The sequence below is a fragment of the Micromonospora sp. GCM10011542 genome (assembly GCF_042650685.1).
GTDB lineage: Bacteria > Actinomycetota > Actinomycetes > Mycobacteriales > Micromonosporaceae > Micromonospora.
Genome location: NZ_JBHSBO010000001.1, coordinates 1 through 13,830, shown reverse-complemented (window position 1 = coordinate 13,830; position 13,830 = coordinate 1). Strand labels below are relative to the sequence as shown.

Below are 13,830 nucleotides of genomic sequence, written 5' to 3'. Positions count from 1 at the left end.
ATGACCGACCTCGGCACCGGGTACGGCGCGGGCGGCGGCAGCACGGCGTTCGACGTCAACGACAGTGGCGTGGTGGCCGGCAGCCGGTTCGACAGGCAGGGCTCGCCCGACCGGGCGGTCGTCTGGCGCGACGGCAGGATCATCGACCTGGGCACGTTCGGCGGTCAGGCCGGACCGTACGGCACCGACAGCGTCGCGTACGCGGTGAACAACTCCGGGCACGTGGCCGGCGGCGCCATCACGCCGAGCGGCGCGTTGCACGCGTTCGTGTGGAAGGGCGGGGCCCTGCAGGACCTCGGCACGCTGGGCGGTGTCACCGAGTCCACGTACGCCAGGGACATCAACGACCGCGGCCACGTCGTCGGTGTCTCGCAGAACAGGGCCGGCGAGATGCACGCGACCCTCTGGCGGGAGGGCACCATCCGCGACCTCGGCACGCTCGGAGGCAACTATTCGGAGGCCCGCGCCGTCAACGAGGCCGGCCAGGTGGTGGGCCTCGCCCGGACCGCCACCGACGAGTACTACAAGGAGCGGGCGTTCCTGTGGCAGGGCGGTCGGATGGTCGACCTGAACAAGCGGGTCCGGAACCTGCCCCCGACGGTGACACTGCGGTCCGCTGACGACGTCAACGAGGACGGCGTCATCGTGGGCTTCGCCTGTCCCATCGCCTGCGACGAGGGCGGTGACGCGGGCCGTCGGGCCTACCTGCTGGTGCCGACCAGTTGAGCCGGCTGCCCGTGCCGGCCGGCCGAAACGCTCGCGGTTACCCTGAATGATCGTTCAGATCCGGTGGCGTCGGCCCCTGCACCAGAGGGCCGACCCGAAAGCGATCGCCAGCACCCCCGACGCCGTGGTGGTGCACGAGCGTGGGACCCGACTCGTCTGCCTGGACGCGGCCGACGGTGCCACCCGCTGGGACGTCCCGGTCGGCACCTGGCCCCGGGCCGTCGTCGTCGACGGTACGCAGTGCTGGGTGATCAGTCAGGATCGTCACGAGCTGTGCTGCCTGGACCTGCGCAACGGCGCGGTGCGGTGGAGCGTTCCCCAGCCACGGTTCACCGGCAACGTGGCGGTGGCCGGGGAGCGGGTACTCGTCGGTGGCTGGCGCGGGTACACCGCGCTGCGGGCGTACGACCGCTGGACCGGAAGCCTGCTCTGGACGGACCCGCAGCCCGCGACGACCGTGCTGCCCGCTCCGGTCGGCACGCGGGTACTGGTCGGTGAGCCGGGCGGGACGTCAGTGCGACTGCTCGACGGGCACGGCGGCGTCGATGGGCGTCGACGCGATCAGCGTGGTCGACTCGCTGCTGTGGGCACGGGAGCGCCGGGGCGGGCACGTCGCGGTGGACCTGGCCACCGCTGCCCCGCTCTGGCGGGTGGCCACGGGGGCGGAGCAGGTGGGGGCGGTCGTCGGAGCCGGCGGCGGTCAGGTCCTGGCCGTCCGCCGGCCCGGGATGCTGCTGCTCGTCGACGACGCCGGGCGGATCAGCGCGCGAGGCCGCGTCGACCAGCAGATCAACGGGGTACGCGGCCTGACGCCCGGCGTGCTGCTCGTCCTCGGCAAGGGCACCCTCGCCGCCGTTGCTGCCCCGTAGGTCCGTACCCAGCGTCAGCGCACGGGTGTGACGGGATTGGGGGCGGCGTCCCCAGACCGGTCAGGGTGCACGCGGCACCCTCAGTGACGCGCATCCGCCCCCGTGATCCCGATCCAGCTCAAGCGGATCAGGGGGTGGATGACGACATTGATCAGCGCCGGCCAGATCACCGCCAACAGCGGTTGGAGTAGCCGGACTGCTCGCCCGTCCCCGACGATCCCGGCCGCGTCGCCGCCGGAATAGAACTTCGAGGGACCAAGGGAAGCCGAGCGCTTCGGTGCTGCTGGGCACGGTCGGCCTGAGCGTCAGCTCCTGGTAGGGCGGCCGCGGCGTCACGCCGCCCAGCTAGGACCGGGCGCGGAGCGTGGCGGCGGAGCTGCTCCCCGATGCGGTGCCATACGACTCGGATCTCGTGCGTGGCCCTGGCCCGGCAACCGGAGCGGTCCGGGCTCATCCGGCTCCGTTCGCCCGGATGGCTCACCCGTGGCTCCCAAGCCACCCTCTGATCGGTAGCGGCCGTGGTGTCTGGCTTCGTGGAGGAGGATCGACAGCGGCTGGTCGGAGCGCTCTACTCGTCCGCTGCTGCGTCAGTCCGTCCAGCGCCGTTGCTGTCATCGCGGTGGCGGTGTAGTAGTCGGTTCGTCGTTCAGCAGCGCCGGGTGAGACTCATTGCAGAAGTGGTCTTGGTACTTGGGCCAGAAGGCGACCGTGACCCTGTAGGAGCCGGGCCGATGAGTGGGGTCATGAAAGACGTGCAGCGACAGGCAACGATCCCGGGCCATCTTCTTGGCGAACAGCAGCCGGACGTTTGAGGCTTCGGGCGCCCACCCCGACTCGCGGGCGACCGTCTCGTAGTGGCTTTGGATCTCTTTGTCCGACAATCCGCTGCGATACTCGACCGTCACCACGCCGTAGATCTGGCTCTCACTGCCGGGACCAGTTTGGGTGCAGGGCTGTAGCGTGGCCGGGCCTCCAACGGGCGACGCGCTCGCCGGCAGCTGCTGAAAGATTGCCTCGCCAGCCAGCTTCGCCGGCTCGTCCGGTGCGGCGAAGCAGCCACGGTTGAAGAATGAGCGCGCCAGGTAGACCGGCTCGGCCAAGACGGGCCACACGAGGTAGCCACCGACAGCGCAGACGACAAGGATGATTGCGAATCCCGCCGCAACGTTGGCCGACCCTGCTCGCCGACCAGCGGCAGCCTCGTCTTTCATCACGCCACCGTAGGGACTCGTGGCCACGCTGTGAATATGTCTAGCGGATCTCTGAGGAGGGCCGGGGTTCGGGGCGGAGCTCCGAGGTCTTCGTGGTTCTGTCGTCCCAAAGCGTGGCCGGCCGGCCCGGCCGATCCCGGCCGGAGGTCGCCAGCAGCCCGGGCCCCGGCGCGGCCCGCTTGCAGGCCGCCTTGACGCCGCAACTGTGCGGGCGCCCCGCAAGCTGGCAGCGCTGAAGGATCGTCTGGAGTTCGGGCCACCTACGTCGGCCGCCGGGGTCCGGGTCGTCGCGCTGCCAGCGGCTGCGGTTGAGGCACTGCACGAGCACCTGGCCGAGCACCTCGAGGACGGTCCCGACGCGCGCCGTCAGATGAACCGAGACGGTCGCCTCGGTGGGCCTGGCTGGCTTCCACTTCCACGACCTACGACACACCGGCAACACGCTCGCAGCCTCGGCGGGGGCCAGCACGCGGGAGCTCATGCACCGCATGGGACACGCCACCATGCGGGCCGCCCTGATCTACCAGCACGCCACCAGCGAGCGCGATCGCGAGATCGCTGGCGCGATGGACCGCCGGATCGCCGGCGAGGCCGACGCCAACGGTGAATGGCACGCGGATGCACGCAAGATCCAGAACGGGGAGAAACGGAGCGGCCCAGGTGCCGCGATCATGCGGTCTGCCTGGGCCTTTGTGGTTGGAGCGGGCGACGGGAATCGAACCCGCACCGTCAGTTTGGAAGGACGAAGATCACTGCCCCGAGATGCCCCAAACGCCTGCTGGCGAAAGGGGAGTGGGCCACGGCTCGTGCCCGCTCGTGCCCGCCCGGGGTACCGGCTACTGGCACGTGGCTGGCACGCCGCCGCCATCTGACCGTAGATTCCCAAGACCACTTCGCAGCCGTTCGGCAAGGTCCGCGTCGCCCTGGTCCCCGCGCCCTCGGCAACCGGATCGGTCCGGGCTCGTCCGACTCCGTTCGCCTCGGTGGCTCCCACCGTTGGCTCCCAATCGATGCTCTCTGACCAACGCGGAGGCAGGCTCCCTACGATAGATTGGTGAGCCATGTCGAGCAGCATCACTCCCCTGTGGAGGCAGATCGCGGAGTGGTTGCGGAAGAATGCGCCTCTCACGTTCGCAAAGCTCAATCCTCCAGCGGACGAACGGGCGCTGGCTGAGCTCGCTTCAGAAATGGACACGGAACTTCCACCCGATCTAGTGGAACTGCTTCACAGCTTCAACGGTTCCGCGGCACGAGACGTCATCGGCCTAATCCTGCTTCCGTCGGGCTACCACGTGATGGATAGCTCGCAGATCGCACGGGACACCCGACAGAGGGCGTCAATCTGGGGCGATGGCTGGCGGCCGAGCTGGATCGCGTTCGGAAACGATCTGTGTGGCGGGTGTCTTGTCCTCGATACCCAGCCGCAGCCACCGTACGGGCGGGTATTCGAGTTCGACAAAGTCGACGGCCCCTTCGGTTCGGCGTGGGATAGCCTGGACGATCTGCTTACGGAGATGTTGGCTTTGCTGGAAGGACGCGCCGTTGGCCTGGCTCACCGAATCCCCTACGACTACCCCCGCGCGCCGGCTCCTCTGAAGCCCGTTGTCAAAGACGGCGAATTGGAGTGGGAAGTTGGGATAGGAGATTGGATACCGGGGTCAAACCCGAGTTGACGGCCACACTCCTGGGCAGGGCGGGCCGGCCTTGGGTTTGAAAGAAGATCGGAGCGGGCTGGTAGGGGAGCCGTTCTCCTGCTCAGCCCGTCCGTCACTGTCGGATGTCGTCGGCGTTGGCTGGCTGTCTGGGCTGTACGGATGGCTGTACGACACGCGGCTGCTCACCATCTGATCCGTAGATTCCGAAGAGCATGTCAAGGCCGTCCGATGCCGTCCGCCTGGTCCTGGTCCTCAAGCGCTCGGCAACTCCATCGGTCCCGTACCGTCCCGTCCAGTCCGCCCCGGTGGCTCCCACCCGTGGCTCCCAGACCGCCAGCATGGGAGTTGTCGATCTAGCCGACTTGGCTGCTAGCGCCGCACAAAGATCAGGCAGGCCGCAGAGGCCGCGATGGTGATAAAAGCCGCTGCGTTCAGCGCTACTGGGACCGGATGCGGCACCGGCGGCACCGATGGAAACCCCGCTGACGCGGCCAGGACGATAGTGGCACCTACCAGTGCGAGGGAGCTGCCTCTGCGCAACGGCAGCGGTGCGAGACCCTGCTGGTCAAGGAACCACGGGATACGCCGCGTGACGATCATCCGGATGCCTAGAGCTATGAGAGCGATGCCGCAAAGCACAAAGACCAACACGACGGCGGCACCGGGGGATTCCGACGAGGTGAACACCGCGCGATCCTTACACGCCTGAATTCCAGCGGCTACCCCGACTGCGCGGCGAGATTAGCGTTGCCCCCAACCGGTACCTGACCCCCTGGCATTCTCCCGCCCTGCAGGTGACAGCGGGGTCAACGGCATGCTGGCTTCAGCGGATCTCCTCGTCGGGCAGTCGCCAGACCGTCCAGCCTCCCCGAACGGGGACCAGGTGGAGCGCCCTACCGGACGAACGACCTGGTCCCCGTTCGGGGAGGCTGGTAGCCCTTGTGGTGACCGGCGAGGTGAGCCGCGGCGGCATCTCTGAGGAGGGTCGGGGTTCGGGGCGGAGCCCCGAGGTCTTCTGAGTCCTGGTCGTCCCTCAGCGTGGCCGGCCGGCCCGGCCGATGCCGGCCGAAGGTCGCCAGCAGGCCGGGGCCGGGCCGGCGCGGCCCGCTTGCGGGCCGCCTTGATCTTATAGAGCGGAATTCGGCAACGCGCGGACAGCGCGGCGTGTCCTCCTCCGCCCGCTTCGCCGCGCTGATCATCGTCGCCGCCCTCTCGGGTCTGCGGTGGGGAGAGCTGGCTGCCCTGCGTCGCTGCGATGTCGACTTGGACGCGCGGACCGTGCGGGTGCCTCGCAAGCTGGCGGCGCTGAAGGACCGTCTGGAATTCGGGCCACCCAAATCCGCCGCCGGGGTTCGCGTTGTCGCGCTGCCGGCAGCCGCGGTTGAGTCCCTGCGCGAGCACCTGGCCGACCATGTCGAAGACGGCCCCGACGCGCTGATCTTCACTGGTGCGAAGGGTGCGCCGCTGCGTTCCGGCAACTTCGGGCGGGCCGTCAAATGGACCAAGACGGTCGACTCGGTGGGCCTGGCTGGCTTTCACTTCCACGACCTACGCCATACCGGCAACACCCTCGCCGCCGCTTCCGGGGCCAGCACACGAGAGCTGATGCACCGCCTGGGACACGCGACCATGCGGGCAGCCCTGATCTACCAACACGCCACCAGCGAGCGGGACCGCGAGATCGCCCAGGCGATGGACCGCCGTATCGCCGGAAGTGGCCGCCGCCGGCCGTGAATGGCACGCGGATGGCACGCAAGATCCAGAGTGGGAGAGAAGCGAACGGCCTAGGTGCCGCGATCACGCGGTCTGCCTGGGCCTTCGTGGGTGGAGCGGGCGACGGGAATCGAACCCGCACCGTCAGTTTGGAAGACTGAAGCTCTACCATTGAGCTACGCCCGCGTGCCTCCCGCGGAACGGGACGCGCCGACAGCCTACCCAATGCCTCCGCCGGCCGCGCAGCCGCGCCCGCACCGCGCACCGAGATCGGCATAACGCCAGGGATCTGGTGGCCTCCGCGTGCCGCGACACCACTGTTTCCCCGACGTTGCCGCCTCGGGCATGGGAGCAGGCACCCCGCGCGGTGGGACTTTCGGGGGATTGTGTCCGAGTGGTGGCGGCCCCGGCACGTCTCGGCCGCGCCGACGGCATAGACTGCTCGTCGCCACGGGGTGTGGCGCAGCTTGGTAGCGCACTCGCTTTGGGAGCGAGGGGCCGTGGGTTCAAATCCCGCCACCCCGACTGTCGTCCGCGGCCGGGTCGCCCCCGGGTGCCGCCGTTCCCGTGCGGTTCCCGGGCGCTAGCAGCCGGCCGCGCCGGCTCACCTACACTCGATGGGCCAATCGAAAGCCCAGAATCAAAACCCAGATCCGTCAAGGAGTACGCCTGTGAAGAGCACCGTCGAGACTCTGAGCCCGACGCGCGTGCGGCTCGCCATCGAGGTGCCGTTCGTCGAGCTCGAGCCGAGCCTCAAGAAGGCGTACCGGGAGATCGGTTCGCAGGTCCAGGTTCCCGGCTTCCGCCGGGGCAAGGTGCCGACCGCGGTCATCGACCAGCGGGTGGGCCGGGGCACCGTCCTCAACGAGGCGGTGCAGGAGGCCATCCCGGAGAACATCCTCGCCGCCGTACGCGAGCACGACCTGAAGACGCTGGGGCGCCCGGAGGTCGAGATCACCGAGTTCAACGACGGTGACTCGCTCAACTTCACCGCCGAGATGGACGTCCGGCCGGAGATCACCCTGCCCGACCCGGCCACCATCGAGGTGACCGTCGACGAGCTCCAGATCGACGAGAGCGAGATCGACGAGCAGGTGAAGAACCTGCGCGAGCGGTTCGCCACCCTCAAGACCGTCGAGCGGGCCGCCCAGGAGGGCGACTACGTCCAGATCGACCTGAACGCCACCGTCGACGGCGAGGACGTGCCGGGCGGCTCGGCGAGCAACATCTCCCACGAGGTGGGCAGCAAGCAGCTCCTGCCGGGTCTGGACGAGGCCGTGGTCGGTCTCGCCGCCGGCGACAGCACCACCTTCACCACCCAGCTGGTCGGCGGCGACTTCGCCGGTCGGGACGCCGAGGTGGCGGTGACCGTGCGTACGGTCAAGGAGAAGGAGCTGCCGGAGCTGAACGACGAGTTCGCCCAGATGGCCAGCGAGTTCGACACGATCGAGGAGCTGCGCGGCGACCTGCGCGAGCGGGTCACCCGGGGCAAGCAGGTCGAGCAGATCTACGCCGCCCGGGACAAGGCCCTGGAGCAGCTCGTCGCTGCCGCCGAGGTGCCGGCGCCGGAGGGCGTCGTCCGCGAGGAGGTCGAGAGCCGCAAGCAGGCGATGATCGACCAGCTCGAGCGGATCGGCGCCTCGATGGAGGAGTACCTCGCGGCCGAGGAGAAGACCGAGGAGCAGATCGACGCCGAGCTGACCGAGGCGGCGACCGAGGGCGTCAAGGTGCAGCTCCTGCTGGACACCCTGGCCGACTCCGAGGACGTGCAGGTCTCCGACGACGAGTTCGGTCACGAGATCGTCCACCGGGCGCAGCGCGCCGGGATGGCCCCGCAGCAGTACTACGACCAGCTGGTGCGCTCCGGCGCGGCCGGCGTGGTCTTCGGTGACGTGCGTCGCGGCAAGGCGCTCGCGTCGGTGATGGAGCGGATCACGATCAAGGACTCGGCGGGCAACGAGGTCACCCTCGACGCGCTGAAGGCCGAGAACGAGGCGGCGCACCAGCACGACCACGAGCACTGATCGACTCGGGCGCGGCCGCCGTTCGTCGCTTCGCGGCGGGCGGCGGCCGAAACCGTTTCCCGGGTACGGCCCGACGCAGCTGCGCTGAGAGCGAACAGTGCCCCGACCGGGACTCTGCGGCCCTCCGCAGCGGTTAGTGTCGGGAAAGACGGTACGGAGAGCGAAGGGCTGCCATGACCGACATGCACATCCCCAAGAAGTCGCTCCGGGCGCTCGAGGCCCGCGGTGGCGACTCCATTGGCAACCTCGACGACTCGGTCTACAACCGGTTGCTCAAGGAACGGATCATCTTCCTGGGCAGCGAGGTGACCGACCAGGTCGCCAACCGCATCTGCGCGCAGCTGCTGCTGCTCGCGGCGGAGGACCCGGACCGCGACATCAACCTCTGGATCAACTCGCCGGGTGGCTCGGTCTACTCCGGCATGGCGATCTACGACACCATGCAGTTCATCGACAACGACGTGTCGACCGTGGCGATGGGCATGGCGGCCTCGATGGGCCAGCTGCTGCTCTGCGCGGGCACCAAGGGCAAGCGGTACGCCCTGCCGCACGCCCGGATCATGATGCACCAGCCGTCCGGTGGCCTGGGCGGTACGGCGTCCGACATCGCCATCCAGGCGGAGCAGATGCTCTACACGAAGCGGATGTTCCAGGAGCGGGTCGCGCACCACACCGGCCAGAGCCAGGGGCAGATCGAGGCGGACTCGGACCGGGACCGTTGGTTCACCGCCCAGGAGGCCATGGACTACGGCTTCATCGACAAGGTGATCATCGGGGCCGCGCAGGTTCCGGATGGCGCCGGGACCCTGAGCTGAGGAGCTGACGATGACCGACCTGAGCTTGCCGCCCCAGTTCGCGGCGGTGCACAACCGTTACGTCCTGCCGTCGTTCGTCGAGCGCACGTCGTACGGGGTCAAGGAATCCAACCCGTACAACAAGCTCTTCGAGGACCGGATCATCTTCCTCGGCGTCCAGGTGGACGACGCGTCGGCCAACGACGTGATGGCCCAGCTGCTGACGCTCGAGGGCACCGACCCGGACCGCGACATCATCATGTACATCAACTCGCCGGGTGGTTCGTTCACCGCGATGACGGCGATCTACGACACCATGCAGTACGTCCGCCCCGACATCTCCACCGTCTGTCTGGGGCAGGCCGCCAGCGCGGCTGCGGTGCTGCTGGCGGCGGGCACCCCGGGCAAGCGGATGGCGCTGCCGAACTCGCGGATCATCATCCACCAGCCGGCCACCGAGGGCGGCTACGGGCAGGGCTCGGACATCGAGATCCAGGCCCGGGAGATCCTGCGGATGCGTACGCAGCTGGAGGACATGCTCTCCCGGCACTGCAACCGCCCGATCGAGCAGGTCCGCAAGGACATCGACCGTGACAAGATCATGACGGCCGAGGAGTCCAAGGAGTACGGGCTGGTCGACACGATCCTGACCAGCCGCAAGAAGGGCCTGCTCGCGGCCAACGCCGCGCGCTGAGCCGTACCGGGTCAGAGGCCGGCCGGGGCGCAAGCTCCCGGCCGACCTCTGACACACCCGTTTTGGGGGTCGGAGAATGTCCCGCCAGCGGGTAACGTCGGGTCCGTACCGCTTCGCCGGTCGGGTTCGGCGGGGTGAACGGAGACGGACGGAGCCAGCGTCCGCAGGTCAGGGCCGGGTCTCCGGCCGATGAGTGCAGGGAGAACGTAGGTGGCACGGATCGGTGACGGCGGCGACCTACTGAAATGCTCCTTCTGCGGCAAGTCGCAGAAGCAGGTCAAGAAGCTCATCGCGGGCCCTGGGGTCTACATCTGCGACGAGTGCATCGACCTCTGTAACGAGATCATCGAGGAGGAGCTGGCCGAGTCCGGCGAGGTGAAGTGGGAAGAGCTTCCCAAGCCGATGGAGATCTGCCAGTTCCTCGACAACTACGTGGTTGGTCAGGACCAGGCCAAGAAGGCGCTCGCCGTCGCGGTCTACAACCACTACAAGCGGATCCAGGCCGAGGCGGCCGGCGCGCCGGGCTCCGGCAGCGACGCCGTCGAGCTGGCCAAGTCCAACATCCTGCTGCTCGGCCCGACCGGTTGCGGCAAGACCCACCTGGCGCAGACCCTGGCCCGGATGCTGAACGTCCCGTTCGCCATCGCCGACGCCACCGCGCTGACCGAGGCGGGCTACGTCGGCGAGGACGTGGAGAACATCCTCCTCAAGCTGATCCAGGCCGCCGACTACGACATCAAGCGCGCCGAGACCGGCATCATCTACATCGACGAGGTCGACAAGATCGCCCGCAAGTCGGAGAACCCGTCGATCACTCGGGACGTCTCCGGCGAGGGCGTGCAGCAGGCGCTGCTCAAGATGCTGGAAGGCACGGTGGCCAACGTGCCGCCGCAGGGCGGCCGTAAGCACCCGCACCAGGAGTTCATCCAGATCGACACCACCAACGTGCTGTTCATCTGCGGTGGGGCCTTCGCCGGTCTGGACCAGATCATCGAGTCCCGCACGGGGCAGGGTGGCACCGGCTTCGGCGCCCGGCTCCGGTCGGTGTCCGACCGGTCGACCGACGACATCTTCAGCCAGGTGATGCCGGAGGACATGCTCAAGTTCGGGCTCATCCCCGAGTTCGTCGGCCGGCTCCCAGTGATCACCAACGTACGCAGCCTGGACCGCTCCGCCCTGGTGCGGATCCTCACCGAGCCGCGCAACGCCCTGGTCCGGCAGTACCAGCGCCTCTTCGAGCTCGACGGTGTCGAGCTGGAGTTCGACCAGCCGGCGCTGGAGGCGATCGCCGACCAGGCCATGCTCCGGGGCACCGGCGCCCGCGGCCTGCGGGCGATCATCGAGGAGGTGCTGCTCTCCGCGATGTACGAGGTGCCGAGCAACCCGGACGCCGCTCGGGTGCTGATCACCCGCGAGGTGGTCCTGGAGAACGTCAACCCGACCATCGTGCCCCGCGAGTTCACCGGCCGGCGGGCTCGCCGGGACCGCGAGGAGAAGTCGGCCTGATCGTCTTCACGTCGCGCCGGCCGCTCAGCCCTGAGGCGGCCGGCGCGATCGCGTTCGGCAGATTGTGCGGACGCTCGGGTTGGTGCGCGCACTCTCGATCTGCACGAGCATGCCCCGGCTGTGGTACGACAGCCGAATGTTTCCGATTGTCCTCGCGGCGGTGTCCGCGGTCGCGTTCGGCACGGCCGACTTCTCCGGCGGCCGGGCGTCCCGGCACGCCAACCCGATCGCGGTGACAATGGTCTCCCAACTGCTGAGCGTGCCACTGCTCGCCATCCTGGTCCTCGTCGTCCCCGGTACGCCGACCGTCACGGACCTCACCTGGGGGCTGCTCGCAGGCGTGGCGGGGGCGGCCGGCGTCATGCTGCTGTACCGGGCGCTCGCCGGCGGCATGATGGCCGTCGTGGCGCCGATCACGGCCATCACCGCGGCGGTGGTGCCGATCGTCGCCGGCCTGTTCACCGCCGCCTTCCCCGGCGCCCCGGCACTGACCGGCGCCGGCCTCGCCGTGCTGGCCATCGCGCTGGTCAGCCTCGGAGAGGGCGGGAGCCGGAGGGCGGTGTCGGCGCGACTGGTGGGTCTCGCGCTCGCGGCCGGCGCACTCTTCGGCGTCTTCTTCGCGCTGCTCGGCCAGGCCGGGGAGAGCGCCGGCATGTGGCCGGTCGCCGCCGTGCGAGCCAGCTCGATCGCGTTCGGTCTGGCCGTGGCCGCCGGCGCCGGGGTACGACTGCGGCTCGGGCGGCGGGTGCTGGTCTGGGCGGCGATCGCCGGCCTGCTGGACAGCGCCGCGAACGCGCTCTACCTCGCCGCCGCGGCCCGGGGCCACCTGAGCGTCATCGCGGCCATCGCCGCGCTCTACCCGGCGAGCACCGTCCTGCTCGCGCTCGCCGTCGACCGGGAACGGCTACGCCCGGTCCAGGTCGCCGGCCTGGGCTTCGCAGCCGGCGCGCTGGTGCTGGCCAGCATCTGACGGGCGTGCGAGGCCGTCGCTTCGCCCACTGTCCCGGCGACGCTGCCGGTCGTACCCTGTGCACATGCGCGTCGCCGTCTGCCAGCTGAACGCCCGGGACGACCGCAAGGCCAACCTGGCCGCCGCGGAGGCGCTGCTGGAGCGCGCCGCCGCCGGCGGCGCCGACCTGGCCGTCCTGCCGGAGTACGTCGACTACCTCGGCCCCGCCGCTGGCCTGCCCGAGCCGGAGCCGGTGGACGGCGAGGTCGGCAGCTTCTTCGCGGGCGTCGCCCGGCGGCTCGGCATCTGGGTGATCGCCGGCTCGTTCCACGAGGCCGGACCGGACCCGGACCACACCTGGAACACCTCGCTGGTCTTCGACCGCTCCGGTAGCCTCGCCGCGACCTACCGCAAGATCCACCTGTACGACGTGGAGATCCCCGGCCGGGTCTCCTACCTGGAGTCCGCGACCGTCGCCCCCGGCGACCAGCCGGTGGTGGTGGAGGTCGAGGGGCTCCGGGTCGGCCTGTCGATCTGCTACGACCTGCGCTTTCCCGAGCTTTACCGGCGGCTCGCCACGGAGGGCGGCGCCCAACTGCTGGTGGTGCCGGCGGCGTTCATGCTGCACACCGGGCGGGACCACTGGGAGGTGCTGTTGCGCGCCCGGGCCATCGAGAACCAGTGCTTCGTAGCGGCGGCCGGCCAGACAGGCGACCACGATCCCGGCCGTACCTGCTTCGGGCGCAGCATGGTCGTCGACCCCTGGGGGACCGTCCTCACCCAGGTGCCGGACGGGCCCGGCGTGGCCCTGGCGGACATCGACCTCGACCGGCTCGCCACGATCCGGGCCGAGCTGCCCAGCCTGGCGAACCGGCGGCTCTGAGACCTCAGCCCTGCAGCAGTACGCCGATGACGGCGAAGCCGGCGATCGCGGCGGCCGTCACCAGCAGGGCGGTGGTCATCCGCGACGGTCCCCGCCGGGCCAGCCGACCGACCGACAGCACCAGGACGAGCAGCACGACCGCCCCGATCACCAACTGCCAGATGGGCAGGAGAAGGCCGAGCAGCGCCTCCTCGGCCAGGATCGTCGCCGGGGGCCGGGACACGTCGCTCATGTCAGACACTCTGGCACGGCGAGACCGGCGGCGGTCCCCGCCGACCGGGTTCTGCCCGTCTCCGACGACACCGGACCCCGAAATGACGTACCACTGACGCCCGTTGATTTGCCTTGCGGTGGCCGTTCGCGTAACTTTCTCTCTGTCAGCGGGGAACGGACGAAACGGGCGAAAGTCCAGAGGCCGGAACCGCGGGAATGGCTCCAGGGTCCGCCGGGTTGCAACCCGGTACGAACCTGGACCGGGCGGTGCGACAGACCCCGAGAAACACGGGGTTGCGGACGCGAAGCCGACCGGGTAGAGTTCTGAGGCCGGCAGGAGCCGGGCGGGTGGCCGCGAAGCGGCGATCGGCCGGTCTGCGGCTTCCCACGACAGAAACGACCGCCGGGTACGGCGTGCGTCATCGTGGGTTCGGACGAAACCAAGTTGATCACCTCGGACACGAGGTTGACGGCAAGGGTTCGGCCAGGTAGGTTTGAGCGGTTGCCCCGAAACGGGCTCCACTGAGTGGAGTTTCTGATCGGTGTGTGGTTGTTCTTTGAGAACTCAACAGGGTGCTTGATAAGCCAGTGCC

The 13,830-nt window shown here is 69.3% G+C and carries 14 protein-coding genes, 2 tRNA genes and 1 pseudogene; 13 read left to right on the top strand and 4 right to left on the bottom strand.

The genetic code is table 11. The features are described 5' to 3' along the window. The 3 genes and pseudogenes from ACFOW4_RS00085 to ACFOW4_RS00075 all read left to right on the top strand — a co-directional run bounded on the left by ACFOW4_RS00085 (window position 1) and on the right by ACFOW4_RS00075 (window position 1,595). Complete coding sequence (locus tag ACFOW4_RS00085; protein WP_377523391.1) at window positions 1-726, top strand: hypothetical protein; 726 nt, start codon at window positions 1-3, stop codon at window positions 724-726. 46 nt (window positions 727-772) lie between these two features. Then, window positions 773-1,231, top strand: a pseudogene (locus tag ACFOW4_RS00080) (PQQ-binding-like beta-propeller repeat protein); the annotation flags it as partial. Window positions 1,232-1,271: 40 nt separating this feature from the next. Further along, window positions 1,272-1,595 (top strand): hypothetical protein, encoded by a 324-nt coding sequence (locus ACFOW4_RS00075; RefSeq protein ID WP_377523406.1) that lies wholly within the window; start codon window positions 1,272-1,274, stop codon window positions 1,593-1,595. 611 nt (window positions 1,596-2,206) lie between these two features. On the opposite strand, the gene ACFOW4_RS00070 is transcribed toward ACFOW4_RS00075, so the two are convergent. Continuing rightward, entirely contained in the window at window positions 2,207-2,806 is a 600-nt protein-coding gene (locus ACFOW4_RS00070) for a hypothetical protein (protein ID WP_377523321.1), read from the bottom strand. Between the two features lie 392 nt (window positions 2,807-3,198). On the opposite strand from ACFOW4_RS00070, the gene ACFOW4_RS00065 reads away from it, so the two are divergent. Next, entirely contained in the window at window positions 3,199-3,678 is a 480-nt protein-coding gene (locus ACFOW4_RS00065; RefSeq protein ID WP_377523320.1) for a hypothetical protein, read from the top strand. 189 nt (window positions 3,679-3,867) lie between these two features. Next, window positions 3,868-4,479, top strand: coding sequence for an SMI1/KNR4 family protein (locus tag ACFOW4_RS00060; protein WP_377523319.1), 612 nt, complete (start codon window positions 3,868-3,870; stop codon window positions 4,477-4,479). A gap of 351 nt (window positions 4,480-4,830) precedes the next feature. Here ACFOW4_RS00060 and ACFOW4_RS00055 read toward each other — a convergent pair whose 3' ends face one another. After that, window positions 4,831-5,148 (bottom strand): hypothetical protein, encoded by a 318-nt coding sequence (locus ACFOW4_RS00055; protein ID WP_377523318.1) that lies wholly within the window; start codon window positions 5,146-5,148, stop codon window positions 4,831-4,833. Window positions 5,149-5,625: 477 nt separating this feature from the next. Between ACFOW4_RS00055 and ACFOW4_RS00050 the strand changes: the two genes are divergently transcribed. Continuing rightward, window positions 5,626-6,195: a tyrosine-type recombinase/integrase gene (locus tag ACFOW4_RS00050; protein WP_377523317.1), complete on the top strand. Its 570-nt coding sequence runs from the start codon at window positions 5,626-5,628 to the stop codon at window positions 6,193-6,195. 91 nt (window positions 6,196-6,286) lie between these two features. Here ACFOW4_RS00050 and ACFOW4_RS00045 read toward each other — a convergent pair. Further along, window positions 6,287-6,360: transfer RNA gene (locus ACFOW4_RS00045), tRNA-Gly, on the bottom strand. Window positions 6,361-6,625: 265 nt separating this feature from the next. Here ACFOW4_RS00045 and ACFOW4_RS00040 point away from each other — a divergent pair. The 7 genes from ACFOW4_RS00040 to ACFOW4_RS00010 all read left to right on the top strand — a co-directional run bounded on the left by ACFOW4_RS00040 (window position 6,626) and on the right by ACFOW4_RS00010 (window position 13,024). Next, window positions 6,626-6,699, top strand: a tRNA-Pro gene (locus ACFOW4_RS00040). A 146-nt stretch (window positions 6,700-6,845) separates the two neighbouring features. Beyond that, a complete protein-coding gene (tig, locus tag ACFOW4_RS00035) occupies window positions 6,846-8,198 on the top strand; it encodes a trigger factor (protein ID WP_377523315.1) in 1,353 nt (450 codons plus the stop codon). Window positions 8,199-8,371: 173 nt separating this feature from the next. Beyond that, the gene (locus ACFOW4_RS00030) at window positions 8,372-9,013 is read left to right on the top strand and encodes an ATP-dependent Clp protease proteolytic subunit (protein WP_377523313.1); all 642 of its coding nucleotides are present in this window, start codon (window positions 8,372-8,374) and stop codon (window positions 9,011-9,013) included. Window positions 9,014-9,023: 10 nt separating this feature from the next. After that, window positions 9,024-9,686, top strand: coding sequence for an ATP-dependent Clp protease proteolytic subunit (locus ACFOW4_RS00025; RefSeq protein ID WP_204958134.1), 663 nt, complete (start codon window positions 9,024-9,026; stop codon window positions 9,684-9,686). Window positions 9,687-9,896: 210 nt separating this feature from the next. Beyond that, complete coding sequence (clpX, locus tag ACFOW4_RS00020; RefSeq protein ID WP_250793536.1) at window positions 9,897-11,192, top strand: ATP-dependent Clp protease ATP-binding subunit ClpX; 1,296 nt, start codon at window positions 9,897-9,899, stop codon at window positions 11,190-11,192. Between the two features lie 136 nt (window positions 11,193-11,328). Then, window positions 11,329-12,162 (top strand): EamA family transporter, encoded by an 834-nt coding sequence (locus tag ACFOW4_RS00015; protein ID WP_377523310.1) that lies wholly within the window; start codon window positions 11,329-11,331, stop codon window positions 12,160-12,162. 64 nt (window positions 12,163-12,226) lie between these two features. Then, window positions 12,227-13,024, top strand: a complete 798-nt coding sequence (locus tag ACFOW4_RS00010) for a carbon-nitrogen hydrolase family protein (RefSeq protein WP_377523308.1) — start codon at window positions 12,227-12,229, stop codon at window positions 13,022-13,024. 4 nt (window positions 13,025-13,028) lie between these two features. On the opposite strand, the gene ACFOW4_RS00005 is transcribed toward ACFOW4_RS00010, so the two are convergent. Further along, a complete protein-coding gene (locus ACFOW4_RS00005) occupies window positions 13,029-13,256 on the bottom strand; it encodes a hypothetical protein (protein WP_377523307.1) in 228 nt (75 codons plus the stop codon). Window positions 13,257-13,830: the final 574 nt, after the last annotated feature.

Excerpts from the sequence above, each read along its gene's own strand:
- ACFOW4_RS00005 (WP_377523307.1), bottom strand. The coding sequence starts at position 13,256 with ATGAGCGACGTGTCCCGGCCCCCGGCGACGATCCTGGCCGAGGAGGCG.
- ACFOW4_RS00025 (WP_204958134.1), top strand. The coding sequence starts at position 9,024 with ATGACCGACCTGAGCTTGCCGCCCCAGTTCGCGGCGGTGCACAACCGT.
- ACFOW4_RS00030 (WP_377523313.1), top strand. The coding sequence starts at position 8,372 with ATGACCGACATGCACATCCCCAAGAAGTCGCTCCGGGCGCTCGAGGCC.
- ACFOW4_RS00085 (WP_377523391.1), top strand. The coding sequence starts at position 1 with ATGACCGACCTCGGCACCGGGTACGGCGCGGGCGGCGGCAGCACGGCG.
- ACFOW4_RS00070 (WP_377523321.1), bottom strand. The coding sequence starts at position 2,806 with ATGAAAGACGAGGCTGCCGCTGGTCGGCGAGCAGGGTCGGCCAACGTT.
- ACFOW4_RS00010 (WP_377523308.1), top strand. The coding sequence starts at position 12,227 with ATGCGCGTCGCCGTCTGCCAGCTGAACGCCCGGGACGACCGCAAGGCC.
- ACFOW4_RS00015 (WP_377523310.1), top strand. The coding sequence starts at position 11,329 with ATGTTTCCGATTGTCCTCGCGGCGGTGTCCGCGGTCGCGTTCGGCACG.
- ACFOW4_RS00060 (WP_377523319.1), top strand. The coding sequence starts at position 3,868 with ATGTCGAGCAGCATCACTCCCCTGTGGAGGCAGATCGCGGAGTGGTTG.
- ACFOW4_RS00075 (WP_377523406.1), top strand. The coding sequence starts at position 1,272 with ATGGGCGTCGACGCGATCAGCGTGGTCGACTCGCTGCTGTGGGCACGG.